Below are 26,938 nucleotides of genomic sequence, written 5' to 3'. Positions count from 1 at the left end.
CTCGGCCTCAAATCGCCGCCGTACGACGCATCCGCTCGGTGGCGCTGAGGAGCTGGCGCACCGCCTGGTCCTGCTGCCGCGCCGCCTCCTCGATGCGCTTGCCGGCCTCGACGAGCTGCTCGCCGCCGCGCGTCTGGCTGCGGTGCGAGGCGTTGAGGCTGTTGACCCCGTGCGAGATCTGCTCGATCGCGCTCGTGATCTGGCGACCGCCGCGCGCCTGCTCCTGGCTCGACCGCTCCACGTGCTGCGTGATGGTCCGCATCTTCTCGGCGCTCTTCATGATGAGCTCCGAGCCGCGCGCCTGCTCCGCCGTGGCGGCGGCGATCTGCTGCACCGTCTCGGCGATGCGCCCGATCGCGTCCGTGACCTGCTTCGACCCCTTGGCCTGCTCGACCGTGGCGCGGGCGATGGCGCGCACCATGTTGGTCGACTTCTGCGAGCTCTCGAGGATCTTCTTGAGGGCCCGCTCGGCCTCGTTCGAGACCTCGACGCCGCGGTCGACGTTGTGGGCGCCGCGCTCGACGGCGGCGATCGCGTTCTTCGACTCGGACTGGATGGTCTTGATGAGCTCGGCGATCTCCTTCGTGCTGCCGCCGGCGCGCTCGGCGAGGTCCTTGATCTCGTCGGCGACGACGGCGAAGCCCTTGCCGTGCTCGCCGGCCTGGGCGGCGATGATCGCGGCGTTCAGCGCGAGGAGGTTCGTCTGCTCGGCGACGTCGTCGATGACGGCGAGGATCTGCCCGATCGCCTCGATGCGGAAGCCGAGGTTCGAGATGACCGCCACGGCCTCCTGGCTCGACTCCTTGATGCGGTAGATCTCGCCGATCGTCTTCAGGATCGCCTCGGCGCCCTTCTCGGCGTCGGTCGCCACCTCCTCCGAGAGCCGGGCCGTCTCGTTCGCGTTCGACTGGACCTGGTCGATCGAGACGTCCATCTGGTTCATCGAGGAGCTCGTCTCCTCGGCCGTCAGCGCCAGGGCGTCGACGTTCTTCGCGACCTCGCGGATGGAGTAGGCCATCTCCTCGATCGAGGAGACCGTCTCGCGCACGCTCGACCCGAGCTCGCCGACGTTCTCGGCGACCTCCTCGTTCGTGGCCGTCATCTCGAGGATGCTCGAGCTCGACTCCTCGGCGCTCGACGCGAGCGACTCGACCGACTGCGCGATGTTGGCGAGGGCGGTCGTCATCTCGCGGATGTACACCGTCGCCTGCTCGCTCGCGTGCATGACGCTGCTCACGCCGTCGCTGAGCTTGGGCAGCAGCTCGTCGAGGAGCCCCGTGGCCTGCGCCAGCTCCGAGCGGCGCTGCTTGTCGCGCAGCTCCGCCTGGGTGATCCGCTCCGCGATGCCGCTGAGCTCCGCGTAGAGGCGCGAGAGCTCGGACGGCGCGCCCGTCGGGACGCGCACCCGCTCGCCGGCGGTGGCGCGGAGCACGGCGTCCACGAGCGCGTCGACGTCGATGTCGGGGCCGCGCTGCGCGAGCTCGTTCACCTTGCGGGTGAGCGTCGAGCACTCCCGCTCGAGGGTGTCGCGCTCCTTCGCGAGCCCGTCGCGCTCCCGGCTCAGGGTGTCCCGCTCCCGCTCGACGGTGTCGCGCTCCTTCGCGATGCCGTCGCGCTCCCGGCTCAAGCCGTCGCGCTCCCTCGCGAGTTTGTCGCGCTCCTCGGCGAGCGCGTGGCGCTCCTCCGCGAGCTCGAGCTGGCGGCCGGCGATCTCGGCGATCTGCTCGTAGGTCTCGGCGACGTCGGCGGGGGCGCCCTCGGGGAGCTTGGGCCGCTTGCCTCGGGCGGCGCCGCGGAGCGCGTCGCGCAGGCCTCCCAGGGGGACGCCGCCCTTGGCCCCGAGGCTCGCGTACAGCACCGCCACCGCCGCGGAGAAGCCGAAGACCATGAACAGCTGGCCCGAGAACTCCGCCAGCCACTTCGACGCGAAACTCAGCCCGAAGCCGATGAGCGCCAGGATGGCGGCGATGGGGATGGAGAGCTGCTTGGAGTTCATTTCGTGCGTTCCAGCGCGGTCGAGCTGCGGCGCGCGCGTTGGCCGGCGCGCCGAGGGCGACCCCGAAGGACGACCGAGCGTAAGAGGCGAGTGCCCCCCGGTGCAAGGAGAGCGCGCGGCAAGCGCCGGCAAGCTGCCGAGGGCAGGCGAGCCGCGAACCGAGATCTCCTGGGCAGAGGCGCAGGGGGCGGGCCCGCGCGGCTGGGGGAAACGCGATGAACTTGGACGATCTCGACCCGATGGCGTATGCACGGAGGTTGCGGCGGAGAAGGAGCCCGCCGCGGGGGCTCGGCGCCGGCGCCGATTCCTCTAGGTTCGACCGCACCGACCCTGAACACCGCCGCGGACCGCGGCGGCCGCCCGGCCGTACCGGCGGCGGCGCGGCCGGGCGGGCGTGGCCGTCCCGCCATGTCCCTCGCCGCTCGCCTCCTGCTCGCCTTCGGGCTCGTCGCGATCATCGCGACGGCGTTCGTCGGGCTGACCCTCCGCGAGGCGTCGCGCGAGATCATCGAGGGCGGCTTCGCCGAGCGGATCGACGCGGCGCATGCAGGCGTCCGGCAGCAGCTCGCGTGGGAGGCCGACGCGCTGCGCGACCTCCTCCCGCCGCTCTGCCGGCACGACACGTTCGTCGACAAGGCCCACGTCGAGCTCGAGCGCGCCAAGGGCGACCCGGACGCGATGGACACGGGGAGCCGCATCGCCCTCGGGCGGCTGGTCCCGAGCCAGGCGAAGGCGCTGCGCCTCGACGAGCTGTCGCTCGTGGCGGGCGACGGGAGCGTCCTGGGGGCCGAGGACGCCGCGCGCATCGGCGCGCGCGACAAGCGGCTCGCCGAGCTGATCCAGGCCCCCGGGGGCGCGCCGCGGCTCCGCCCGGCGAAGGCGGGCGGCGAGCCGTCGCTGGAGGTCCACTGCGCCCTGTCGCGCCACGGGGTGACCATCGGCCTCGTGGGGGCGCGGCGGATCGGCCCGGTCCTCGCGCGGATCGGCGAGGCGTACCATGTGCGCCTCACGGCGGCGCGGGAGGGGGAGCTCGCCCCTCGGAGCAGCGAGGCGGAGGTCGTGCGCGTCCTCCATTTCGCGGAGATCCCGGGCCTTGACGTTGTCGCGTCTGTTCCGCGCGATCCGCTGAGGCAGGCGCTCGCCCGCCTCGACCGTGCGATCGCGCTGACGGGCGCCACGGTGCTGGCGATCGCCGTCGCGATGGCCGTCGTGCTGGCGCGCAGCCTGTCGCGGCCGCTCGTGGCGCTGGCCCGCGAGACGCGCGAGGTGATGAGCGGCGCGCCGCGGCGTGTGGAGGGGCGCGGGGGGCGGGAGATCGCGGATCTCGCGGCGGCGTTCAACGCCACCATCGACGAGCTCGCGGCGATGCGAAAGCGCCTGGCCGCGACCGAGCGCATCGCCGCGCGGCGCGAGGTCGCGCGCCAGATCGCCCATGAGATCAAGAACCCGCTGGCGCCCATCCGTGCGGCGGTGGAGACGCTGCGCCGGCTCCGGCAGCGCGACGACCCGGCGTTCGACGACTACTTCGCGGAGGCGACGTCGACGGTCCTGAACGAGGTGCACCGCATCGCGAACATCGTGACCGAGTTCACCCAGTTCGCGCGCCTGCCGCCCCCGAACCTCACGCCCATCGATCTCGTCGCGGTCGCGCGCGGCGTGATCACGCTGCACGCCGCCCCGGCGTCGGGCGAGGCGACCTCTGGCGCGGGGTCAACCTCCGGCACCGGCGCCACCTCCGGCGCGCCGTCGCCGCGCGTGGAGCTCGTGGCGGATCCGATCCCGCAGGTCTCGGCCGATCGCGATCAGCTGATCCAGGTGCTCACGAACCTGGTCCAGAACGGGCTGGACGCCGCGAGTGCCATCCGGCGCGACCCGCGCGTCTCGGTGACGATCGGCCCGCTGCCGAACGACCGTGTGCGGATCGTGGTGCGCGACAACGGCCCCGGCGTGGCCGAGGAAATGGTGCCGCGCCTGTTCGAGCCCTACGCGACCAGCAAGGAGAAGGGGACGGGTCTAGGCCTCGCGATCGCGCAGCGGATCGTGTTCGAGCACGGCGGAGAGATCACCTACCGCAAGGCCAAGAAGGGTGGCGCTGTCTTCGAGATCTGGCTTCCCATTGCGGGCCCCCCTCTCCTGGAGAAGCCGCTGGGCGACACCACGGTACGCCCGCGCCCCCCCGACGCGCCGCGCTCGTGAGCGTTCGCGCCCCCAGGTGAGCCCCATCCCAGGGTGTTCTCCCGCCCCTCGCGCCCCCTCGGCCGGGCGACGCCGACGGCCTCAGCCGACCGACGGCGACGGCCTCTGCCAAGCGACGCCGACGGCCACCCGCACAGGAGACGGGCCCAGATCGGCGTTTTCGGCGCGGAAGCGTACTCCTGTACGCTGAGCACCGAAAACGCCGAGGTGGGCCCGGATCCGCCGCGGGTGGCCGTCTCTACTACTGGGGTTGGCCGTCGTTCTTGCAGGCCGAGCTGCAGCCGTCGCCGCTCGTGTTGTTCGCGTCGTCGCACTCCTCGTACAGGCTCTGCCGGACGCCGTCGCCGCAGTACGGCCCGTAGATGCACCCCGGCGCGCACTTGCCGTAGCCGCCGGTGTTGTTGCCGTCCCCGTCGTCGCACTGCTCGGGGCCGTTGACCACGCCGTCGCCGCAGCGCGGGCCGTACAGGCAGCTGGGGCCGCACTCGCCGTAGCCGCCGTCGTTCACGCCGTCGTCGCACTTCTCGCCGAGGTTGGCCTGCACCACCGAGTCGCCGCACTGGGCGCCGAGGCGGCAGTTCTCGCTGCAGCCGGTCGCCTCGTTCGGGGGATCGCACTGCTCACCCCAGTCCTCGTCGACGTTGCTGTCGCCGCACTTGGCCGCCGGCGTGCAATCGGGGAAGCAGCTGCCGTAGAAGCCGTCGTTCACGCCGTCGTCGCAGGTCTCAGCGCCGTTGACGGCCGCGTCGCCGCAGTACGGCCCGTACGCGCAGTGCTGCGTGCACCCGTTGTAAGCGCCGTTGTTGTCGGCCTCGCCGAGGTCGCAGTCCTCCTCGTCGGGCTGCACCACGCCGTCGCCGCAGCGCGGGCCGTAGAGGCACATCGGCGCGCACTCGCCGTAGCCGCCGTCGTTGACGCCGTCGTCGCACTCCTCGCCGTAGCTCGCCTGCACCACCGTGTCGCCGCAGAGCGCCCCGAGCTGGCAGCCCACGCAGTTCGGGTCGGCCGGGTCGTCGCACTCCTCACCCCACTCCTCGTCGACGTTGCTGTCGCCGCACCGCGGGGCGGGCGTGCAGTTCGGGTTGCACGTGCCGTAGAAGCCGTCGTTGCTGCCGTTGTCGCACTGCTCGGGGCCGTTCGTCGCGCCGTCGCCGCAGTACGGCCCGATCTCGCACTCGCGCGTGCAGCCGCCGTAGCCGTTCGCCGTGTTGCCGGACCCGAGGTCGCACGCCTCGTACGGCGCGTTGACCGCGCCGTCGCCGCACCGGGGCGGGGCCACGCACCCTGGCGCGCAGGCGTTCGAGGCGTTGGCGTACGCGCTGTTGTTGAGCCCGTTGTCGCAGGTCTCCGGGCCGTTCCTCTGGCCGTCGCCGCAGTACGGCCCGAGCTGGCAGTTGTTGCAGTCGCCGTAGCCCGTCCCGTTCTCGGTGCCGTCGTCGCACTCCTCGCCCGGCGTCACGACCGGCGGGTCGACCCCGCACTGCGGCGAGCAGACCGACGTGCCGGCGCTGAAGCCCGACAGCGTGAGCTGGTAGTTCGACCCGGTGACGTGGCGCTCGGCCTGGAACACCGCGATCTCGTAGACCTTGCCCGGCTCGAGGTTCAGGTCGACGTCGTAGGGCGTGCGGGCGCCCGCAGGGCAGGTGTTCTGGGTGCAGGGGGTCACGCGGGCGTCGCCGTTGTCCAGGATGGTCACGCTCTCCTGGAGCTGCCCGTGGATGCCGCCGATGTCCGCGGTCAGCGTGTTCTTGATGAACACCCAGACGTCGTCATCGCCGAAGAAGGTGAGCACCGGATCGGCCGCGGCGCCGTTCGGCGTGAACTGGAACCAGTACCGGACCTCGCTCGTGAAGTAGTAGTTGTGCGAGGGGTTGCTCTGCTGCGCCTTCTCCAGCCCGGCGGAGACCAGGTTGTTGAGCACGGGATCGCCGTTCGGCGGGGTGGGGTCCACGGGCCAGAACGGGCTCCGCTGGTACACGTACCTGCCGGCCTGCGGGGTCAGCTCGATGGAGGTGACGAGCGTCCGGTTGTACGTCGGGTTGTCCCGGTACCACCACTGGAAGTTGTTCTGCCCCGTGGTCCAGCCGTTCGCGTCGCTCGGCGTGACGAAGCCGGGGCCGAACCTGCTGACGGGCTTGCCGGCGGTGTCGAGCGTCGGCTGGACCATTTGGTCGATCTGATTGCCGCTGGGATCGATCTCGAAATCGAAGTGCCCGACGAGGGTGTCGTTCAGGTTGTTGTCGCACGCGCTGTTGCTGACGGTGCGGTCGTACGAGGTCGGGCACCAGCCGATGAAGTCGCGGATGACCATCGGCAGCCGCATCTCGCTCGGCTGAACGGCGCAGGTGTAGCCCGGCTCGATCGTGCACGTGGCGGAGCATCCGTCGCCGCTCACGGTGTTGCCGTCGTCGCACGCCTCGGTGGCGTCGCCGGGCAGGAGCATGCCGTCGCCGCACTTCGAGATGCACGCGCCGCGGCTGCAGTCCGGCTCGCCCTTGCAGTCCGGCGTGCAGCCGTCGCGCCAGTTGCCGTTGCCGTCGTCGCAGGCCTCGGTGCCCTCGCGAATGTTGTTGCCGCAGACGGAGAAGCCCGTGCAGTCCTGGGGCACTCCGTTGTCGCAGACGCTACCCGGCTCGATCCGGCAGGTCTCGTCGCAGCCGTCGCCGCTCGCGGTGTTGCCGTCGTCGCACTGCTCGGCGCCGCGCTTGCGCCCGTCGCCGCAGATGGTCTTGCAGGGGAACCCGACGCGCGAGCAGTCCCAGCCCTCCTCGATCGTCCGGCAATCGGCGCTGCAGCCGTCGCCGCTCGCCGGGGGCTGCTTCCCGTCGTCGCACACCTCGGCGCCGCCGATCTTGCCGTCGCCGCACACGGGCGGCGGCGGCGGGGTGCAGCGCCCGCCCGCCGGCGGGCACGTCCAGCCGACCTCGATCTTGCACTGCGCCGTGCAGCCGTCGCCGCCGACAGGGTTTTCCCCCCCGCCGTCGTCGCACTGCTCGCCGAGCTGCACAGCGCCGTCGCCGCAATAGGTCCTCACGGTGCAGGCCTGGCCGGGCCTGCAGACCCAGCCCTCCTCGAGCCGACAGTCCGCGGAGCAGCCGTCGCCGCTCGCCGGCGGGTCGTCGCCGTCGTCGCACTGCTCGTTGCCGCTCACGCGGCCGTCGCCGCACAGGTAGAGCGGGATGCACGGCTCGCCCGGCTCGAGGCACACGTACGCCGGGTCCTTCACCTGGCAGTCGGCGGAGCAGCCGTCGCCGTCCGCGGCGTTGCCGTCATCGCAGAGCTCGCCCGGCTGCACCTTGCCGTCGCCGCACTCGATCAGCCGCACGCAGGGCGATCCGGGGGTCGGGCAGTTGTAATAAGGCTCCTGCCGGCACAGGCTCGAGCAGCCGTCGCCGCTCGCGGTGTTGCCGTCGTCGCACCCCTCGCCTGTCTCCTTGGCGCCGTTGCCGCAGACCGGCAGCCGCGTACACGGCAGACCGGGCCGGCTGCACTGGAACCCCGCCTCGCGCTTGCAGTCTGCGCTGCAGCCGTCGCCGGACGCAGGCGGGTCGTCGCCGTCCTCGCACTCCTCCGAGCCGTTCACGCGGCCGTCGCCGCAGTCGTAGAGCAGGATGCACGGCTCGCCCGGCTTCGGGCACACGTACGAGGGGTCGACGTAGTAACAGTCGGCGCTGCAGCCGTCGCCATCGACGTTGTTGCCGTCGTCGCAGAACTCGCCGGGGTCGACGACGCCGTCGCCGCACGCGATGGTCAGCTCGCAAGGCCGACCGGCCGTCGGACACTCCCAGTAAGGCTCGACCTGGCACTGCCCAGAACAGCCGTCGCCCGGCAGCGTATTGCCGTCGTCGCAGTCCTCGGACGCCTGGTTCAGCGCCGCGTCTCCGCAGGCGGGGTCGGGAGGCAGGAAGCACTCGGGGGGCGGATCGGCGACGTCGCACGGGTCCGGCTCGCCGCCGCCGTTGCCGCCAAGGCCGATGCCGCTGCCCACCGTGAACTCGGGCACACCGCCGGTTCCGCCGGCGCCGCCGGCGCCAGGCGGACCGCCGCCGGAGTTCGCGCCGCTCCCGGAGCCGGTCGCATCGCTCGTGGTCGCGCCGCCCCCGCCGCAAGCGACCGTGATCTGAAGCAATCCCACCGCCAAAGCCAGATAAGAAGTCCTTAAACCCACGGCCACCTCGATAACGCACGTTGCGCTCTTCCCGAGCAAACGGCGCTAGACACACTTTATCGTAAAAGTGCACCCCGGCTCCAGGCGAAATTGGCGGCGCTGCTGTGCTCGGCGCGGGTCTTCATTCGCGCTTCATTCGCGCTTCATTCGCGCTTCATTCCCGCCCATCGCCAGTCGCCGCTGTGGTTCTGCGCCTTGGTTCTGCGCCCAGGTGTCCACCTCGGTCCTGCGCCTTGGTCTCGGCGCAAATTTCGATAGTAATGTCTATTTCCACCGTGACTTAACTCGGCTTCTGCCGACGAGCTCGCGGCTTGATGTCGAATCGAACACGGTCGGAGTTCGATCTTGACATCGCCGGGCGCGCTGCGGATCAGGGCGGCGGCGCAGGTTTACGCGGGCCAGCCGCCGCTCGGCCGCCTGCGACGGCCCACCTCGGGGCGGACGCGACTGGCCGTCTCAGGAAGGCAGCGGCTGCCCGTCGATCCGACCCGGCCTGCGCCGCGCGACCTCGATCCCCGAGATGCAGACGGCCAGCCACACGGTGCCTGCGGCGAACCCCGCGAGCACGTCGCTCAGGTAGTGCACGCCGAGGTACATGCGGCTGAAGCCCATCGCCACCGTCCAGCCGAGCGCGAGCGCGACGAGCACGAGGCGAGCGCGCAGCGTCCGGAGGAGCAGGAGGCCCAGGTACGAGAGCATGCCAAAGGCGACGAACGTGCCCATCGAGTGCCCGCTCGGGAAGCTCCACCCCGCGGCCACCGCGAGCGGATCGGCGAACGTCGGCCGCGGCCGGGCGAACAGGGCCTTGAGCGCGAAGTTGAGGAGCCCGCCGCCGACGAGGGCGAAGAGCCACCCGACCGCGAGGACGCGCCGGCCCCGCCTCAGCAGCGCCGCGGCCACGACGATCGCGAGCAGCGCGAGCGCCCAGAAGCTGCCGAGGAGGGTGAACGCGCGGAGCGCCTCCACCCCGGCGCGGCTCGACGACGCGTGGAGCGCGCGCGCGAGCGCGAGATCGACGTCCACGATCGGCTCGCCCTCGCGCACCCCCTCCGCGAGCGCGACGAACACGAGCGCGGCCATGCTGAGCACCAGCCCGAGGCCGAGGTGGATCACGAGGTACTCGGCCGCGGAGAGCTCGCGCAGCACCCTCGCGACCGCGGGGAACCGGGCCGAGAGGCGCTGCGTGGCCGGGTGCGCGGCCGCCGCGGCGTAGGCCCGGACGGCCCACGCCCACAGCGCCCGCGCGTGGCGGTCGGAGAAGCGCGCGACGGCGACGAGCCCGAGGAGCACCCCCACCGTTCCGATCAAGAGCAGCGCGAGCAGCAGCCAGGGCCGCGCGCCGACCGCCGAGGCCAGCTGCTCGGCGGGGAGGTCCAGCGCTTCCATGCGGGAGCTCTAGCACGCGGCCGCGCCGCGGATCTCGCTCAGGGGACGAGCGACACGACGGCTTCCGGCGTCGCGAGATCGCTGATGTTGGCGACCCGGATCTCGTCCTCGGAGACGGAGTAGACGTAATCCTCCATGAAGACGCTCCGCTTCACGAACGACGTCGCGTTGCTCCACCAGTTCCCGCAGCTCGGGCCGCTCCCGCCCGCGCTCGCGTCCGGCAGCGGGTGGGGCACGCCCCCGACGGACGTGAAGCCCGCGCCGGTATCCACCTTGTAGACGAGCAGCCCGCTGAACGTCATCGTGTCGCCGAATTCGCCGCCGCTCCCGCCCTTGCAGATGACCATGGGGATCCCGAGCAGCCCCCGCTGGGTGAAGTAGTTGAACGCGAGGTGGTTGGTCGCGGCGTCGCTCGCGGAGCCGCGCGTCCCGATCACCTCCTTGTGCGTGAGCGTCGGCGCGTCGAGGTCCGTCACGTCGAAGATCTGGAGCAGGATCCCCTGGAACCACGCGAAGTCACCCTGGTCGTCGGCGTCGTAGCCGATGCTCATGACGTGCCCCTCGTCGATCATGTGCATGTAGGTCGAGAAGCCGGGGATCTTCAGCTCGCCGCGCACCCTCGGCGCCTCGGGATCCGAGAAGTCGATGGTGTAGAGCGGGTCGGTCTTCTTGAAGGTCACGACGAACCCGACGTCGCCGTAGAAGCGGGCGGATCGGATGTCCTCGCCGGGCGCGAGCTGGTCCACCATCCCCTTGACCACGAGCGCGCCGCCCTCCTGCTTCAGCGACGCGACGGTGTTGTGCGTGTCCGGGTCGGGCAGGTGCCCGGTGGTGGTCGCGATGCGGAGATACCCCTCGTGCTCGCTGAGGGCGAACTGGTTGAGCACGCGCCCCTTCACGACGCCGCTCCCCAGGTACGCGCTCGGCGCCGCGCGCTCGCTCAGCGCGAACTTGTGGACGGTCGTCGCGTCGGGCGTCGTCTCGCCGTCGTCGTAGAACCAGCCGTACGTCTCTCCGTACTGGTGCCGGCTCGCCACGTAGAGCGAGTCCGCGGTCGCGTAGACGGCGCCGGGCCTGCCCACGATCGTCGTCTGGCCGAGCGCCTCGGTGCCGAGCTCGGTCGAGACGACCGAGAGGAAGCTCTGCCCGTCGCCCGTGTTCGACAGGTAGAAGTTCTCGCAGCTCGCGAACGGGGCGTGGCTGCTCGTCGAGGCCACGCCGTCCCGGTACAGCGTGTCCTCCACGGTGGGCAGCTGGATGTCGAGCGGGGCCGCGTCGATCACGGCGAGGTTCTTCTCCACGAGCTTGTCGTACGCGCTGTTCACGGCGGCCACCGTGGACGGGTTGACCCCCTGCTCGGACAGGGTGCAGACATCGATGCCCTCTGGCCAGGTAGAGAGTCCCTCCACCACCGGCTCGGGGGAGGCCACGACCGTGTGCACAGCGCTCCCGATGCGCCGGGCGTTGAGGAACGATCCGGAGAACTTCAGCGTCCGCACGACGGTCGGCGCCGTGAGATCGCTGATGTCGAGCTCGGTGACCAGGAGCGGCGTGCCGTCGCCCGTGAACTCGCAATCGTATCCGTACGTGCACTCACCCCCGTAATAAGGGAGCTCGCCGTCAGGCGACGAGGACGGGGACAGCGACGAGTACACGAGGGCGCGCTTCTCGTGGACGAAGAGCTTCTTCGGATCCCCCTCGATCGCGACCGACGCGACGCGGTGCGTGTCGGCGGCGGGCCACGCGTCGAAGATCTGGAATTGCCCGTGGGCCAGGATGTAGACGTGCTCTCCGTCGTTCTTGATGAAGTCGGCCTCGTCGACGTCCGCTTCCTGCGTGTTGGTCGTCGAATACTCCGTGGCAGCCCCGTCGTCCCCTCCTGCCTCCTCGGCCGGCGGCGAGACGGGCCCTCCCGTCGAGGAGGAGGAGCCGGAGGAGGCGGAGGCGACGACCCCGCCGTCCGCGCCGAGCCAGTAGCACCCTTCCTCGAGCTGCTGCAGGGCGGACTTCCGCGCCACGTCGACCGACTTGATCATGTTCTGCTTCAGCCGTTCGCGGAGCAGCGCCTCGACATCGTCGCAGCTCGTCGCGGGCGTGAGGGCGCTCTGTGCCAGGCCCGTCTCCGCGGGCCCGCCCGATCCGCTTCCGCGCGAGCAGGCGGCGAAGCTGGCGCCGAGCGCGAGCAGAGAAACAAGCGTACAACCCCTGTAGAATGATCGCATGTGAGTCTCCGTGTCCGTCTGTCGTTCGGATCGATGGCCTCAGGAGAAGCACTCGACATGCCGAGACATTTCGTCAGCAATTACGGGCAGATACGGCGGACACCACCTGGCACATGCCGGCACAAACTGCGCCTGACAGCGGATGGGGTCGGCGCGCAGGCGCCGGAGGGCCCAGGAGGAAGTGAGGAGGAAGAGGAGCGCCGCGGTGACACGGGAGCTCGGACGAGGCAGGGTGGGTCGAGGAGAGCACGAGGAGGGAGTGATGCAGGCGTGATGAAGAAGCTGGAGCTCGAGTCGTATGCTGCGCAGGACGCCCGCTGGCCCTCGGCAGGACGCCACATCCTCGCGCAGTTCGACGCCGAGACCGTCGTGGTCTATCAGGCGTACCGTCCGTCGATCGCGCGCCACGCGGCCCTGCACCAGCGGCTCGGAGGGCCGGAGTTCAGCTTCGGCCGCATGAGCTGGATCAAGCCGAACTTCCTCTGGATGATGTTCCGCTCGGGCTGGGGCGCGAAGCCCGACCAGGAGGCGGTGCTGGCCATCCGGATCCAGCGCGCGGGGTTCGACGCGATCCTGGCGGCGGCGGTGCCGTCGGGCTTCGTGCCCGAGCTCTACCCGAGCGAGGAGGCGTGGAAGAGCGATCTCCAGCGCTCGGACGTGCGGCTCCAGTGGGATCCGGACCACCATCCGTCGGGCGCGCCGGTCGAGCGGAGGGCGATCCAGCTCGGTCTGCGGGGCGCGACGCTGCGGCGGTTCGCCGAGGAGTGGACGGTGGGCGTGGAGGACATCTCGGCGCTCGTGGCGGAGCAGAGGGAGGTGCTGCGCGGCCGGGGTGCCGGGCAGATCGAGATCCCGCGGGAAGAGGTGTATTGGCCGACAGCGGCGGAGGCAGCGAGGCGGGTTGGGATAGAGCGCTGGGAGGCGTAGCGGGACGACGAGCCCTGGCCAGGGTGGCGGCGCTTCCCTACTGTCGGCGCCAATGGCTTCCAGCTCTCTCGGCTTCGCCGAGTCCCGCCAGCAGCGCATCGCCCACGTCCTGCTGTTCGTCACCCCGGCGCTGTTCACCGCCAACATGCTGCTGGCCCGCGCCACGGCGGATTTCATCCCGCCCGTGGCGCTGGCGGAGCTTCGATGGATGGGCGTCGCGCTGGTGCTGCTCCCCTTCTGTGGCCGTGAATTGTGGCGCAACCGCGCCGCGCTGCGGCGCGACTGGGCCCGATATGCCCTGCTCGGCCTGCTGGGCATGGGCATCTGCGGCGCCGGCGTCTATTACGGCGCCGCCACCACAACGGCCACCAATATCGGCCTGATTTACGCCGTCTCGCCGGTGATCATCATCCTGCTGTCACGGGCCATGTTCGGAGAGCGGCTCAGCCGGCGCCAGGGCCTGGGCGCCGCGCTGGCGCTGACCGGCGTGCTGGTCATCGTGCTGCGCGGCGACCCGGCGGCGCTGCTGGCGCTCCGCTTCAGCACCGGTGACCTGATGATCCTCGGCGCCGCGATCTCCTGGGCGCTTTACACGGTGCTGCTGAAGCGATGGCCCGATCCGCTGGGGGTCCGGGCGCGGCTCACCGCGATCGCGCTGGCCGGGGCGATCCTCCTTTTGCCGCCGCTCGGCTGGGAGCTGGCCAGCCGCGGCGCGCCGCATTTCGACCTGCGCACCATCGCCACCGTGGTGACCCTGGTCCTGGTGCCGGGCGTCGGCGCCTATGCCACGTACAGCTATATCACCGAGCATCTCGGCCCCAGCCGCACTGGCCTGCTGCTCTACCTGTCGCCGGTCTATACCGCCGTGCTGGCGTGGCTGCTCCTCGGCGAGGCGTTTGCCGCCTACCATTGGCTCGGCGCGGCGCTCGTCTTGCCGGGCCTCTTCTTCGCCACCCACAAGCCGAAGGCGACCTGAGTACCCCGCGCTTGGCGACCCGACCCCTGCCCGAGCGGCTGCGCCCGGCCGAGCTGCCGCCGCCCGGCGGGCCGGGGGGCCGCTCCCGCCGGCGCGCGCCCTGACGCGTCGCGCCCTCCATGATCTTGCCGCGCCCTCCATGATCTCGCGGATCTTGCGCGGCGCCCCCTCGTGCGCAGGTTCTCTCCCGGCGCCTGCGGGCTCCCGGTGCTGGGCTCGGCGCCTGCTTGACAGAATCCTCCAACAGCACCAGACAGATCCCTCCAGATGATGACGAAGACCACCCTGCCCGTCGTGCTCATGACAGCCCTCGCCGTCGCGACCGCCGGCTGCGATTCCAGCGGCAGCGGCGGGCGGTCCAGGGAGCGCTGGGCGACCACCGAGAACACCACCGTCGAGCTCGACTTCGACAAGGTCAACGAAGCCTTCAAGGCGGCCGAGGGGCCCGAGGACTTCGAGCGGCGCGTCAACGAGATCTACCAGGGGAGCGAGGTCATCAGCGTCGCCGTACAGGACCTGGACGCCAAGACGCAGGTCGTCACCGGGTTCTTCGACAAGAACAGCGACGGCGGCGTGCAGGACCCCGAGAAGGTGTTCTCGATCCGCCGTGACGTCTCGGGCGAAGGCGCCGCGCAGATCCAGACGTCCGGGTTCGGCCCCTACGGGTACTACCACTCGCCGGTGATGAGCCTGGCGTCGGGCATGCTCCTCGGCGCCATGGTGTCGTCGGCGCTGCGCCCGAATTACGTGCCTGTGTACACGCAGCCGTACACCACGCCGCCCGGCCGCGCGCCCGATCTGCGATCCCAGCGCGACGCGTACCGCGCCTCGAACCCGTCCAGCGTCGACAGCAGCAAGTCGTCGCAGACCGGGCGGCGCTACAACAACGCTGGCGGCAGCCGCTTCGGCAGCGGCAAGTCCGGCGCCGGCTCGCGCTTCGGCGTCCGCCGCAGCGAGCGAGGCCGCAGGCCCGAGCGCCTGGTCGCGTAGCGGCGCGCGCCGGCCGCCGCGATGCAGCCCCTGCGAAGCATCTCCGAGCTCCCGTTCCGCTGCCGTCCCGCGCTGGAGCTGCTGAACCTCGAACAGCACCGCGACGAGCCGGACGTGGAGTCCACGCAGTTCGGCTGGTGCCGGGTGGACGCGCTCTGGCTGGATGGCCGCGCGGGTCGAGGGCCGCTCCGGGTGACCGACGCGCTCGTCGTGGCGGTGCACGCCGCGGACGAGCCGGAGGTGCTGCCCGATGACGTGGAGCTCGAGTTCTTCGTCGAGGAGGTCGCCAAGGACTACTCGGTGACCGTGCTCCTGTCGGCGTTCCTCGAGCGCTGGCTGCCGGCCGCGCTCTCGGGCGAGCGCGCCATCGTGCTCGCCATGTGCAACCCCCACGCCGCGCGCATCCGGCGGCCGGAGGCGGCGGGGCACACCCCCGTGTACTACGCCGACGGCGACGTCGACGCGTGGCTCGACACCGACGCAGACGGTCGCCGGCACATCCGCCTCGAGGCGGAGGCCTGGCGCACCGCGGAGTGAGGCGATGTTCGAAGGACGCAGACAGCAGCCGATCGTGTCGCGCGAGCAGAAGCTGGTCTATGCCGGCATCTACGTGCTGAAGAAGATGGACCTGAAGCCCGCCGACGGAGGCATGGAGATGCCGCTCGTGCTGCCGTCCGAGCTGAGCCCGCTGGAGGACGTCCTGCAGGAGCTCGTGAACGCGGACCTCGTCGAGGTCAACCGCCGCAAGGCGCGGTTCGAGCTCACCAAGAAGGGGCTGGCCTACCTCGGCGAGATCATCGACGAGGCGGAGGCGCTGGTCGACGAGTTCGACGACGAGTCGCTCGAGGACGCGGTGGCCGAGCTCCGCGGGCGAAACGTGGACGTGCTGCGGGCCCGGTTTCTGTGGGGCTGGTACGACGGCGAGCTGGACGATCTGGTGCTCTTCCAGCAGCGCCGGGGCGCGACGCCGGTCGAGCAGTGGTGGGCAGACTACCTCATGAGCGACGCGTTCTACGAAGAGCTGCGTCGCGACTACGAGTGAGCGCGAGGGCGGCCGTCAGCGCGGGCGGGCGCGCTCCCCCGTCAGCCGCGTGAGGAGCCGCGCCAGCTCGGCGCGCTCGCCTGCCGAGATGCGCGCGAGCCTTCGCCCGAAGGCGTCGTCGAGGATCGCCCGCGCCGCCTCCATCGCTTTGCGCCCCGAGCGGGTGAGCGTCAGCCGAAAGCGCCGCAGATCGCCCGCCTCCGTCTCGCGCTGGACGAAGCCGGCCGCCTCCATCCGCTTCACCATGAAGGTGATCGAGGGCTTGGGCGTGATCAGCGCGCGCGCGAGCTCGGCAGGGTGAGGGTGGTCGTCGAGCTTGCCGAGGAGGAAGAACTCCTTCATCTCGAGCCCCAGCGCGCGCACCTCTGGCTCCACCTCGGCCATGACCGCCATGCTGAACTCGAAGTTCAGCGTCCAGAGCTCCCAGGGCGAAAGCTTGTCCATGTTCTCTCTGCTCGCGCTTGACGATGGATCGGTGCGGCATTACTAGTTCAACATTGAACTGTTCGAAACGGAACAAGTTCCGGAGGTGATGCGATGCCGCTCGATCATTATGTCACGCTCGGTCGCTCAGGTCTGCGGGTGAGCCCCTTTTGCCTCGGCGCCATGACGTTCGGCGAAGACCTGGGCTGGGGGAGCAGCGTCAAGGACTCCGAAGCCATCCTCGACCGCTTCATCGAGCTCGGGGGGAACTTCATCGATACGGCGAACCTCTACACCAAAGGACACTCGGAGAAGATCATCGGGGACCACCTGGGCCACGACCGGCAGAAGCGCGACCGGCTGGTGATCGCCACGAAGTTCAGCGGAAACCTGTACGTCGGTGATCCCAACGGCGGCGGCTCGAACCGCAAATCGATCCTCGCCGCCTGCGAGCAGTCGCTCCGCCGGCTGCGCACCGACTACATCGATCTCTACTGGCTGCACAACTGGGACAAGTTCACGCCGATCGAGGAGACCATGGCGGCGCTCCACGATCTCGTCCAGTCGGGGAAGGTGCGTTATATCGGCGTGTCCGACACCCCTGCGTGGAAGGTGACGCAAGGGCAGCTGATCGCTCAGTTCCGCGGATGGGCGCCGTTCATCGGGCTGCAGATCGAGTATTCGCTCCTCGAGCGGACGGTCGAGGGGGAGCTGATCCCCATGGCCCAGGAGCTCGGGCTGGGGGTGACGCCGTGGTCCCCCCTGCGGAGCGGGATCCTGAGCGGCAAGTACACGCGGAGGAACGCCGCGACCGTCAAGCCGGAAGGGCGGCAGTGGGCGGCGGGCTACCTCGACGAGAGGAGCTACGCGGTGATCGACGAGCTCGAGCGGATCGCCAAGCAGCTCGAGACCACCGTCGCGCGCGTCGCCCTCAGCTGGGTGCAGGCGCGCCCGGCGGTGTCGTCCACGATCATCGGGGCGCGCACGCTGGCTCAGCTCGACGACAACGTGAGGGCGCTCGAGGTGAAGCTCACGCCGGAGCAGACGGCGGCGCTCGACGCGCTCACCGCTCCGAAGCTGAACTTCCCGGCCGAGTTCCTCAATCTGGCGCACATGATCCAGGCCGGGGGGACGACGATCAACGGTCAACCGTCGCAGCTCATCCCCTTCGGCGTCACGAAGAAGGGCGATCATTACTGACGAGTAACCTCGACCACGGCGCGATCCGCGCGACGCGAGCGCGCGGCAGGGGAGGCGCCGCCCGGGCGTTTTGATAGTCTCGCCCTCCTCTCGTGGACACGCCCGCCCGTCGCCCGCTCTTCCCTCACCTGCCCGCGCTCGACGGGCTGCGCGGGCTCGCCCTGCTCGGCGTCCTCTTCTTCCACGCGAACGGGATGCTGCGCGGCGGCTTCCTCGGCGTCGATCTCTTCTTCGTCCTCTCGGGCTACCTCATCACGTCGCTCCTCCTCGCGGAGCACGAGGCGCGCGGCGCGATCTCGCTCAAGGACTTCTGGATCCGCCGCGCGCGCCGGCTCCTCCCGGCGCTCCTCGCGCTCGTCCCGGTGGTCGTGCTCCACGGGCGCCTCTTCGGGCCGCCGAGCGCGCTCGCCGGCCTCCGCGCCGACGTGCTCGCGACGCTCGGCTACGTCGCGAACTGGCGCGCCATCTACGCGCACAAGAGCTACTGGGAGATCTTCACGTCGCGCTCGCCGCTCGAGCACACGTGGAGCCTGGCGATCGAGGAGCAGTTCTACGTCGTCTGGCCGCTCGTCATCGTCTTCGTGCTCTCGCGGTGGTCGCGCCGCGGCGTGCTCGTCCTCACACTGGCGCTGGCCGCGCTCTCCGCGATCGCGATGCTCGCCCTCTTCGCGCCGGAGAGCACGACGCGCGTGTACATGGGCACGGACACGCGCGCCTCCGGCATCCTCCTCGGCGCCGCGCTCGCGACGGTGCTCACGCCGCGCGCCGAGCTCTCCGCGGGCGCGGTGCGCCTCCTCGACGGCGCCGGCGTCGTCTCGGCGATCGGCCTCGCGATCGCGTGGTCCGTGTTCGACGGCCAGTCGTGGCTGCTCTACCACGGCGGGTTCTGGCTCACGGAGCTCGGGGCCCTCGTCCTCATCGCGTGCGCGGTGCAGGGCTCGCGGAGCCTGGTCGCGCGCGCGCTCGCGTGGCGCCCGCTCGCGTGGGTCGGCACCATCAGCTACGGCGTCTACCTCTGGCACTGGCCGGTGCACGTGTTCGTGTCGAGCGATCGCCTGCACGGCCCCGCCCTCACCGCGCTCCGCTTCGCGGTAACCTTCGCGGTCGCGCTCGTCTCCTATCGCTTCCTCGAGCGGCCGATCCGCGAGCGCGGGCTGCCGAAGGGGCGCTCGTTCTGGGCGGTGCCGGCCGGCGTCACGCTCGGCCTGCTCATCGCCGTCCGCGCGACCCACGCGCAGGACGGCGATGCGCCGAAGGGCTCCGCGATGATCGACGCGCTCGTCACCGCGGTCGTGAAGGACGACGTCACGTTCCGCGTCGTCGTCGTCGGCGACTCGACAGCGAACACGCTCGGCTGGGCGCTCCGCGGCCTGCAGGAGCGCGGGCTCGCGGTGGACCTCCACGGGCGGGACGGCTGCACCATCATGGCGGACCTCTGCGGCATGACCGAGTGGCCCGCGCTCCTCGCGCAGGCGAAGCCCGACGCCGCGGTCCTCTACCTCGGCGGCGCCTTCATGCACGGCATCACGGTGAACGACGAGTGGACGAAGGCGTGCAAGCCGGCGTGGCACGAGCGCTTCGAGACGAACCTCGTCACGAACCTCGACAAGCTCCGGAACCCGCACGGGCGCGTCTGGATGGCGACCGTCCCCTACGCGCTCGGCGACTGGGAGACGAAGGACGTCCGCGAGCAGGTGACGTGCATCAACCGCTCGATCCGGAAGGTCGTGGCGACGCTGCCCGACGTCGCGCTCCTCGACCTCCAGGAGAACATCTGCCCCGGGGGCGAGTGCCGGCGCACGTACGAGGACGGGGCGATCCGGCCCGACGGCGTGCATTTCACGATCGAGGGGGCGCGCGGCGTGGCGCAGTGGACGCTCGCGGAGCTCCGCGCGAAGCGCGCCGCGGCTGACCCCGGGCCGCCCCGCTGAGCGGGCACGCCTCCTGGATGAGCCGCCGGGCGGCCTCGAGACGTGGAATCGCTGCTGCGGTGAAGCACTGCCCACATCGATCGGCACTGCTCCACGCGCTCTGCCCTGCTGGCCATGCGCTCGCTCGCCCGCCTGTTCCGCCGTGCGGCACCGAATTCTCGCACCACACAGGCGAAGAAATCCGCTAGGCGTCAACGAGGAGGGCACGGACAATATGACGGATACGCCTACCTCGAACGGCTCGATGGCCGCGCGGGCAAAGGGGCCGGAAGGCACGCTGGTCGAGCAGATATTTGATCTGGCGCCGACCATCCTCTGTGTCCTCGATCTCAGGGACAGGCGGATCGTCGCCCGCAATCGCGCCTTCGTCCGGGCGCTCGGGATCAGCGACCAGGAGTCGCCAGAGCGCGCCTGGGAGACCCTCATCTCTCGCATCCACCCCGAGGACCTCGATGCGTCAGCGGGGCATGTGCGGCAGATCACGGCTTCACTGGACGGCCAGCCCCTCGAACGCGCGCTGCGCGCGCGGTGCACTGGAGACGTCGAGCGCTCCTTTGCCCTGCGCTGTGTGGTCCTCACGCGCGGCGACGATGGGGCGCCGCATCAGATCCTCGTCTCGGCCGAGGATGTCACCGAGAGAGCGCGCCGTGAGGTGGAGCTGCAGAAGAGCGAAGCGCTGTTCCACGCGTTCCTTGAGTACATGCCTGCCATGATGTTCGCCAAGGATTCGGACAGCAGGTATGTCGTGCTCAACGCTCAATTCGAACGGTTCATGGGCATGGATCCGGGGAGCGGCGCTGGCATGCGCGACCACGACATGCTCCCGGACGACATCGTCGCTCAGGTGAAGGCCGCGGACGACGCGGTGAGGAACACCGGCGTCGCGACGGTGTTCGAGGAGAGCGTCCCTCACCCGACAGAAGGGATAAGGCTGTTCCATTCCGTCAAGTTTCCCGTCCGGGGTCCTGGCATCCCGGAGGGGACGGTCGGGGGCGCGGCCATCGATATCACGGCGATCAAGCGGGCGGAGGCCGAACGCCAGGAGGCGCAGCTGGCGGTCATCGCGGCGCAACAGGCGATCATCCGGGAGCTCGCGACGCCGCTCTTGCCGATCGCCGACGGGGTGCTCGTCATGCCGCTCATCGGCACGCTCGACCCCGAGCGGGCGAGCCGGATCATCGAGACCTTGCTCTCCGGGGTCGGCGCGCACCAGGCGACCATCGCCATCATCGACATCACGGGGGTGAGATCGGTCGACGCCCAGGTGGCGGGGGTGCTCATGCAAGCCGCTCGCGCGGTGGGGCTGCTCGGGGCGAGGGTCGTGCTCACGGGCATTCAGCCGGCCATCGCGCGGATGCTCATCGACCTCGGCGTGGATTGGCAGGGCCTCGTGACAGAGGCCACGCTGCGCAGCGGCATCGATTACGCGCTGCGGACCAGGGAGCGCAGAGGGGGCTCCACCCCCGGCTGAGCGGCCACCTCGCCGCGTGAGCGACGTCGGCCTGACCGACGTGTGCGGACGAGACGTCGCCGGGAGGGCGAGAGGACCGCAGGGGCGCGCCGTCGCCGGGCGGTCGTCCAGGGCAACCGAGGGATCGACCGCTCGCCTGTCACCTTCTGGCGCCTCTACCGTAGAGGAGGGTGAGCCCCGCGATGAGCTTCCTCTGGCCCTCCCGCGATGACCACCTCTGCGAGCTGATCGAGGCGTCCCGTCGCGGCGATCGCGGCGCGTTCCGGGCGCTCTACCTCGAGCTGTACGACCCGGTGGCGCGCTTCGTTTCGCGACGCGTGGGCCGGCGGGAGGACGCGGAGGATCTCGTCGCGCGGGTCTTCCACAGGCTGCTGGAGCGGCTGGGAGAATTCGATCGGCGCAAGGGGACGCCGCGGATGTTCGTGCTGGCCATGGCCAGGAACCTGGTCATCGACCACGCGCGAGCGGCGCGGCAGGAGGCGCCGATCGACGATCTCGCGGGCGTGCTCGCGGACGAGTCGGGGACGCCGCTCGACGCGCTCGTGCGGGGCGAGGAGCTCCGCGCGGTCAGGGACGCGCTGGAGGCGCTCGGGGCGGAGGCGAGGGAGGTGCTGGCGCTGCGGTACGGCGACGGGCTGAAACACCAGGAGATCGCGGAGCTGCTCGGGCTCCGTGCGGACGCGGTGAAGCAGCGGGCGTCGCGGGCGCTGCGCGAGCTCAAGGCGCGGCTCGAGGCGCGCGCCGAGCAGGACGCGGGGGAGTCCCGCGGAGAGGGTGTCTCCAATGCTGGACTTTGAGGTGCGACGAAAGCTGCGCCGGCTGTTCGGGGAGCCGGCGCCGCTCAGGCCAGCGCACGCGCGCGAGCTCGAGGGCGAGCTGATGGCGGCGTTCGGCCAGCTCTACCCCGAGCAGGAGGTGGTCCCGATGAAGCGGCTCTGGTTGCGCAAGGCGCTGGTGGTGGCGGCGGCGGCAGCGGTGTGCGGGGCGGCGGCGTGCGTGGCGCCGGCGGACGTGGAGGTACCCGTGGGACGGAGCATCAGCATCCGGGTGGCGGACGGTGCGGAGCTGCCCGAGCCCGAGGCGCTCATGGCGGCCGTACGCGGCGAGGGGAAGACGGAGCGGAGGGCGCGGGTCCTGATGCGGGGGCGGCGTGTGGACGGGGCGACGACGCTGACGCTCGACGTGTGGGACGACGAGGTGCCGGAGGGCGACGTGGCCGAGCGGATCCGGGCGGCGTTCCCGGCGCTCGCCGGCGCGGAGATCCGGGAGGACGTGCTGGCGGGGACCGTGCGCGGAACGCTGGGCTCGAAGCTCGGGCACGAGCTGCTCGATCTGGACGTGCTCGACAAGGACGACGTGGAGGCGGCGCGGCGGCAGGTGATGGAGCAGCTCGCGGCGCAAGGCGTCGAGGGGAAGGTCGACGTGCAGATCGAGGGAGACGGAGAGAAGCGGAAGGTGAAGGTGCAGATCAAGCTGGAGGGCCCCCCGCAAGACGAGGCGGAGATGGCACCTCCGCCGTAGCCGAACGAGGCGGAAGGGGCGTCCGCGTAGCTCAGCAGCGCTCGAAGTGATGCGCTCGTCGCCCGATGAAGCCCGAGAAGTGCGCGCCTCCTCACGCTTGCTCTGGCACACCTCCCGGGACGCGCGCGGGCAACGGAAGCTCGACGCCCTCGGAGAGGTTGCCCTTGCCGGGGACGTGGTTGATCTCGAGCCGGATGCCGTCCGGATCCTCGAACAGGATCGAGTAGTAGCCTGCCGCCCACGCACCGTCCTGCGGCGCGTGCACGAGCTTGCCGCCGAGCGCGGCCAGCGTGCTCTCGAAGAACTCGTGGAATGCGTCGATGTCCTCGCGGCTGCGGGCGCGGAAGCACAGGTGGTGCAGGCCCGGCTTGTACTGGTGAAAGCGGGCGCCGGCGTGCTCCGGGTTCACGGGGCGAATCAACAGGCCGGTCTTACCGCCGATGTAATAGAGCATGGGCCGTTCGCGCTCGCTGCCCGGATCGTCGTACTGGCACTGCATCTCGAAGTGCTCGCACAGCGCGCGGTAAAACGCGCGGCTGCGCGGGAAGTCCGTGACCGAGAGCTGGATATGGGCGATTCCGGCGAGGTTCATGGCGATCACGGTAGCCCAGCTCCGGCCGGTGGAGCGCTCTTCGTGGCAGGACCACGCGCAAGGCGGGCCTGCGTCCGCCGTACCAGCTCCACGGCGTTCCGGCGCTTCGGGCACAGCCGTAACACCTCCGCCTTCGACTCGGGCGTGAACGCCCTCCTCTTTCACCGTCCCATTCCTGCTTCTGGTGTCGCCCGGGGTGTCCGCGGAAGCGGGGAGGACCAATCCAGTTGCGGCGCCCCAGATCGTGTGGCTAGAAGGCGGAGAACGATCCCCGGCGGAGAAGCAAGAACGAGATGCGAATTCCCAGCAGCCTGATGTCTCTGGCCGACGAAGGGTTCATCGAGGAGGTCGTGCGCCCGCTGATGAGCGGCAAGGAAGCGGAGGTCTTCCTGGTGCGCTCCGGCGGCGATCTTCGGGTGGCCAAGGTCTACAAAGAGGCGCAGGACCGGACCTTCAAGAACCGGGCGGAGTACACGGAGGGGCGCAAGGTGCGCAACAGCCGCGATCAGCGCGCGATCAACAAGCGCTCGCGCCATGGTCGTGCGCAGGACGAAGCCGCCTGGAGATCGACCGAGGTGGACATGATCTTCCGCCTGCACAGCGCGGGGGTGCGCGTCCCGATACCTCACCATTTCATCGACGGTGTGCTGATCATGGAGCTCATCGCCGACGCCGACGGCAGCCCTGCCCCGCGGCTCGCCGAGGTGAGACTGAACCCCGACGAGGCGGTGAGGGTGTTCGACCGATTGCTGGCAGAAGCGGTCCGGATGCTGAGCGCCGGGGTCGTGCACGGCGATCTGTCCGACTTCAACGTGCTGATGGGCGCAGACGGGCCGGTCGTCATCGATTTCCCGCAGGCAGTGGACGCTTCCAGCAATCAGAACGCGCGAAAGCTGCTGCTGCGCGACGTCGACAACCTCCAGCGCTTCCTCTCTCGGTTCGCTCCCAACCGGCAGCCCCGCCCTTACGCGCAGGAGATGTGGGAGCTCTACGCGTGCAGCCAGCTCACGCCCGAGACACGGCTGAGCGGCCGTTTCCAGGCGTCTTCGAGGCGGGTCGATACCGACTCGGTCCTGGAGCTCATCAGCGATGCCAACCACGACGAGCGCCGCCGCCGTGAGACGCAGGGGCGGAGCATGCGGGGCGTATCGTCCCCGCCTCGCAAGGTCGAGGTGGTGATTCTACCGAGCAGCCCGCGAGACCGCGCGCGCCGGAACGCTCAGGGAGCACAGGCGGGCGGCGCCGCGAACACCCGCCCAGCACAGGCGGGCGGCGCCGCGAACTCTCGCCCAGCACAGGCGGGCGGCGCCGCGAACTCTCGCCCAGCACAGGCGGGCGGCGCCGCGAACTCTCGCCCAGCACAGGCGGGCGGCGCCGCGAACACCCGCTCAGGCGCGGCGAACACTCGCCGGGCTTGACGTCTCCGAGCCGCCTGCTGGTGTTCACAGCGAAAGCTCTCAGTCCAGGTTCATCGTAAAGAACAGCTGCAGCGGCATGATCTCGGCAAGCCGTGGGAACCGCGGTGAAGTTCGCCGGCGAGATCCGCGTCCTATGCCGGGCTCAAATTACCTTGTCGTCCGAGCTCCCGGAGGGCGCGTCCGGCGTGGCGCCCGCGCTGCCGGCCGGCGCCTCCCCCGGCCGTGCCTTCTGTTCCACGAGAAAGAGGACCACATCCACCGCGCCCCCCACGGCGCGGTTGACGAGGCGGATCGCCCCGTGGACGCCGGACAGCGTCGTATCGTGGATGAGCCGGATCCCCCTCACGGGCGCCTTGATCGGGGGGATCTGCTCCAGCAGGTCGAAGGGCAGCTTCGCCGCGTCCTTCTGGATGCGCTCCACCCGCCGGGAGCCGTGGTCGACCGCGTCCTGCACGAGGTCCTTCAGGCCGCGCCACCGGTCCATCACACCGCCTCCTCGCACCACGCGCGGATCTGCGCGTAGACGTCCGGATCGTGAGCCAGGCGCAGGTGCCCGAGCGACGGCATGATCCGCGCGTGCTCCTGAGGGAAGGGCGAGCACCGGTCCTCGGCGACCGCCCGCCCCGTGGCGCTCCGCAGCGAGACCATCGCGTCCCCGAACAGGAGGGAGAGCCTCGGGTCGGCCGTGAGCGCGCCGGCGATGAGATGATGGCGAATGTGGGGGAGCAGGGGCACGGGATGGCGGCGATTCTGGAGCAGGGCGTTCGCGCTGGCGCCCTCCCAGTCCTCGCGGCGTAGATTGGCATACGCCAGGTCTTTCATCCCGCCGCTGCGGAGGTTGACGATGTCGGCGATGAGCTTCGTGTACGGATTGTCGATGCTCGCGAGCGCCCACGTGACCACGTTGCCAAAGCGCTCCAGCGGGGCGCCGAGGTGCGGTGTTCCGAGATAGAAGGCCCGCTTGACGAGGGGCAGCCACCGTCGATCCTTGTCGCTCGCCGCGTGCGCGGCGCTGCGCGCGACGAGGCCGCCCATGCTGTGGCCGATGAGGACCAGCTCCTCCACGGCAACAGGATAGGCGCAGACGAGCTGCTCGAGGAGGACGTCCAGGGCCTCGCCGTTCTCGGAGACACGGAGGCCGCTGTTGTACCGCACATGAAACGGCGTGTAGCCGAGGTCGCGCGCAAGCAGCGATCCGTAGGTCTCGCCGTCCGGCATCGTCCAGACTTCCTCGGTGCTCATCAGCCCGTGCACGAGCACGACGACGCGGGGCGTGGCCTGGGCAGAGACGGCCGCGGGAAATGCCCTGGCAATCGGCACGGGGTGCCCGTCGCGGACGAGCTGCATCGCGGTCGCGAGGCCGTTGCTGGTCCGCTTCAGGTAGTCGCCGAGGACGCCGTTGAGCACCCCGACGACCCGCTCCAGGTGGTTTCCCATGCGACGATCCGGCCGCATCCTGGCACGGATCGGCGCCGGGGGCGACGCCGGGTGTCGACGCTCACGATGGTATCTGCTCGATTGCGCAGGCTGTTTGCTGGCCATCACGAGGGTGAGCGCTCCCGGTCACGACCGTGATGGTCGGCCCATCCCGCGGCCGAGATTGCCGGAGTGCTCAGGCGCATCAACGGTGCCCGCGCCGGGGGCGCGGCAGCTACGCCGCCCTTGACCCGCCCTCCGCGCTCCGACAACCGTCCGGAGCGGGCCGAAGAACCCGAAGATGCGAGCCCGAAGTTAATCGTCACGACGACGACGTCGCCGCCACCGGCGAGCCGACAGGCGTCGAAGACGCTGCCTGCGCCGGTGGCTCAGGAGCCGGTCGTCGCGAGCAGCTCCCTGGCCTCGCCGACGGATGCAGCGCGGCGGATCCAGCGGTCCAGCTCGGCCAGGTCGGTGCTCGCGAGGACGCGCTCCCGGACCTCGGCAGGGACCTCCAGCCCGCGGGCCTCGAGGACGGCCAGCACGGCCTGAGCCTTGGCTTCGAGGAGCCCCTGCTGCCGCCCCTGCTCCAGCCCTTTCTCCACGCCCTTGGCCACGTAGCTGCGCGCGAATTCGCTCTGAAACTCGTATCCGCTCTTCATCATCGCCTCCAACATCCGCCTCGCCGCTGCGTTCAGCGAGGATAGCACCAGGTCCCCGTAGACGGCGCGGCGCTCCTCATCGAGCCCGGCTGCCGCCGCCAGGAACGCCACGCCGATCGCCTCCCCCGCCTCGCCCTGCCCGTGCGCCATGGCCGAGAGCACGACCACCTCGGGCGCGGCCCTCGCCTGCGCGGCATCGGTGACGACCGGGACGCCCTCGGGCCCGAGCACCAGCGGCGTCAGCATCAAGCCGGGGTGGCCCGCGTCGATCGGCCGCGCGCACCACCGCGCGATCCCCGCATCGATCGTCACGACCAGCAGCCCCGTCGGGCAGCGGTGCCGGGCCCGCTCGGGGTTGCGCGATACTTCCGCGAGCCTTGAAGCGATCTCCGGCGGCGACA

The 26,938-nt window shown here is 70.6% G+C and carries 19 protein-coding genes and 2 pseudogenes; 12 read left to right on the top strand and 9 right to left on the bottom strand.

Annotated elements, in window-relative coordinates; all coding sequences use genetic code 11:
* Nucleotides 1–7: 7 nt before the first annotated feature.
* Entirely contained in the window at nucleotides 8–1,996 is a 1,989-nt protein-coding gene (locus WME97_RS48110; protein WP_437547854.1) for a methyl-accepting chemotaxis protein, read from the bottom strand.
* Nucleotides 1,997–2,404: 408 nt separating this feature from the next.
* On the opposite strand from WME97_RS48110, the gene WME97_RS48105 reads away from it, so the two are divergent.
* Nucleotides 2,405–4,192, top strand: coding sequence for an ATP-binding protein (locus WME97_RS48105; protein WP_437547852.1), 1,788 nt, complete (start codon nucleotides 2,405–2,407; stop codon nucleotides 4,190–4,192).
* Nucleotides 4,193–4,433: 241 nt separating this feature from the next.
* Here WME97_RS48105 and WME97_RS48100 read toward each other — a convergent pair whose 3' ends face one another.
* The 3 genes from WME97_RS48100 to WME97_RS48090 form a co-directional block, all read right to left on the bottom strand.
* A complete protein-coding gene (locus WME97_RS48100) occupies nucleotides 4,434–8,321 on the bottom strand; it encodes a DUF4215 domain-containing protein (protein WP_437555649.1) in 3,888 nt (1,295 codons plus the stop codon).
* A 495-nt stretch (nucleotides 8,322–8,816) separates the two neighbouring features.
* Nucleotides 8,817–9,746, bottom strand: a complete 930-nt coding sequence (locus tag WME97_RS48095) for a phosphatase PAP2 family protein (protein WP_437547850.1) — start codon at nucleotides 9,744–9,746, stop codon at nucleotides 8,817–8,819.
* A gap of 38 nt (nucleotides 9,747–9,784) precedes the next feature.
* Nucleotides 9,785–11,968 (bottom strand): beta-propeller domain-containing protein, encoded by a 2,184-nt coding sequence (locus WME97_RS48090; protein ID WP_437547848.1) that lies wholly within the window; start codon nucleotides 11,966–11,968, stop codon nucleotides 9,785–9,787.
* A gap of 273 nt (nucleotides 11,969–12,241) precedes the next feature.
* On the opposite strand from WME97_RS48090, the gene WME97_RS48085 reads away from it, so the two are divergent.
* From WME97_RS48085 to WME97_RS48065, 5 genes are all read left to right on the top strand, one after another.
* Nucleotides 12,242–12,895: a DUF4291 domain-containing protein gene (locus WME97_RS48085; protein WP_437547846.1), complete on the top strand. Its 654-nt coding sequence runs from the start codon at nucleotides 12,242–12,244 to the stop codon at nucleotides 12,893–12,895.
* A gap of 52 nt (nucleotides 12,896–12,947) precedes the next feature.
* Nucleotides 12,948–13,871, top strand: coding sequence for a DMT family transporter (locus tag WME97_RS48080; RefSeq protein WP_437547845.1), 924 nt, complete (start codon nucleotides 12,948–12,950; stop codon nucleotides 13,869–13,871).
* A gap of 267 nt (nucleotides 13,872–14,138) precedes the next feature.
* On the top strand, nucleotides 14,139–14,861 hold the full coding sequence (locus WME97_RS48075) for a hypothetical protein (protein ID WP_437547843.1): 723 nt from the start codon (nucleotides 14,139–14,141) through the stop codon (nucleotides 14,859–14,861).
* A gap of 21 nt (nucleotides 14,862–14,882) precedes the next feature.
* Nucleotides 14,883–15,398, top strand: coding sequence for a hypothetical protein (locus tag WME97_RS48070; RefSeq protein ID WP_437547841.1), 516 nt, complete (start codon nucleotides 14,883–14,885; stop codon nucleotides 15,396–15,398).
* 4 nt (nucleotides 15,399–15,402) lie between these two features.
* On the top strand, nucleotides 15,403–15,903 hold the full coding sequence (locus tag WME97_RS48065; RefSeq protein WP_437547839.1) for a hypothetical protein: 501 nt from the start codon (nucleotides 15,403–15,405) through the stop codon (nucleotides 15,901–15,903).
* Nucleotides 15,904–15,918: 15 nt separating this feature from the next.
* Here WME97_RS48065 and WME97_RS48060 read toward each other — a convergent pair whose 3' ends face one another.
* Entirely contained in the window at nucleotides 15,919–16,347 is a 429-nt protein-coding gene (locus tag WME97_RS48060; protein ID WP_437547837.1) for a MarR family winged helix-turn-helix transcriptional regulator, read from the bottom strand.
* Nucleotides 16,348–16,440: 93 nt separating this feature from the next.
* Here WME97_RS48060 and WME97_RS48055 point away from each other — a divergent pair, with 93 nt between their 5' ends.
* From WME97_RS48055 to WME97_RS48035, 5 genes are all read left to right on the top strand, one after another.
* Nucleotides 16,441–17,526, top strand: coding sequence for an aldo/keto reductase (locus tag WME97_RS48055; RefSeq protein WP_437547835.1), 1,086 nt, complete (start codon nucleotides 16,441–16,443; stop codon nucleotides 17,524–17,526).
* A 92-nt stretch (nucleotides 17,527–17,618) separates the two neighbouring features.
* Nucleotides 17,619–19,457, top strand: a complete 1,839-nt coding sequence (locus tag WME97_RS48050; RefSeq protein ID WP_437547834.1) for a DUF459 domain-containing protein — start codon at nucleotides 17,619–17,621, stop codon at nucleotides 19,455–19,457.
* Nucleotides 19,458–19,671: 214 nt separating this feature from the next.
* Complete coding sequence (locus tag WME97_RS48045; RefSeq protein WP_437547833.1) at nucleotides 19,672–20,928, top strand: PAS domain-containing protein; 1,257 nt, start codon at nucleotides 19,672–19,674, stop codon at nucleotides 20,926–20,928.
* Nucleotides 20,929–21,110: 182 nt separating this feature from the next.
* Nucleotides 21,111–21,725 carry an RNA polymerase sigma factor gene (locus WME97_RS48040; protein WP_437547831.1) on the top strand — a complete coding sequence of 205 codons (615 nt, stop codon included), beginning with the start codon at nucleotides 21,111–21,113 and terminating at the stop codon, nucleotides 21,723–21,725.
* Nucleotides 21,712–22,449 carry a hypothetical protein gene (locus WME97_RS48035; protein ID WP_437547829.1) on the top strand — a complete coding sequence of 246 codons (738 nt, stop codon included), beginning with the start codon at nucleotides 21,712–21,714 and terminating at the stop codon, nucleotides 22,447–22,449. Before WME97_RS48040 ends, WME97_RS48035 begins: the two co-directional genes overlap by 14 nt.
* A 91-nt stretch (nucleotides 22,450–22,540) precedes the next feature.
* On the opposite strand, the gene WME97_RS48030 is transcribed toward WME97_RS48035, so the two are convergent.
* Nucleotides 22,541–23,041, bottom strand: coding sequence for a VOC family protein (locus tag WME97_RS48030; RefSeq protein WP_437547828.1), 501 nt, complete (start codon nucleotides 23,039–23,041; stop codon nucleotides 22,541–22,543).
* 293 nt (nucleotides 23,042–23,334) lie between these two features.
* Between WME97_RS48030 and WME97_RS48025 the strand changes: the two are divergent.
* Nucleotides 23,335–24,204 (top strand): annotated as a pseudogene (locus tag WME97_RS48025) (PA4780 family RIO1-like protein kinase); the annotation flags it as partial.
* 397 nt (nucleotides 24,205–24,601) lie between these two features.
* Here WME97_RS48025 and WME97_RS48020 read toward each other — a convergent pair.
* The 3 genes and pseudogenes from WME97_RS48020 to WME97_RS48010 form a co-directional block, all read right to left on the bottom strand.
* The gene (locus WME97_RS48020; protein WP_437547826.1) at nucleotides 24,602–24,943 is read right to left on the bottom strand and encodes a hypothetical protein; all 342 of its coding nucleotides are present in this window, start codon (nucleotides 24,941–24,943) and stop codon (nucleotides 24,602–24,604) included.
* A complete protein-coding gene (locus WME97_RS48015; RefSeq protein WP_437547825.1) occupies nucleotides 24,943–25,896 on the bottom strand; it encodes an esterase/lipase family protein in 954 nt (317 codons plus the stop codon). Before WME97_RS48015 ends, WME97_RS48020 begins: the two co-directional genes overlap by 1 nt.
* Nucleotides 25,897–26,264: 368 nt before the next feature.
* A pseudogene (locus tag WME97_RS48010) lies at nucleotides 26,265–26,885 on the bottom strand (hypothetical protein); the annotation flags it as partial.
* Between the last annotated feature and the right edge of the window lie 53 nt (nucleotides 26,886–26,938).

The sequence above is a fragment of the Sorangium sp. So ce367 genome, assembly GCF_051520455.1.
In the GTDB taxonomy this organism is placed as follows: domain Bacteria; phylum Myxococcota_A; class Polyangia; order Polyangiales; family Polyangiaceae; genus Sorangium; species Sorangium cellulosum_B.
The sequence above is the reverse complement of the archived record's forward strand: the minus strand, read 5'-3'. Positions and strand labels throughout refer to the sequence as shown.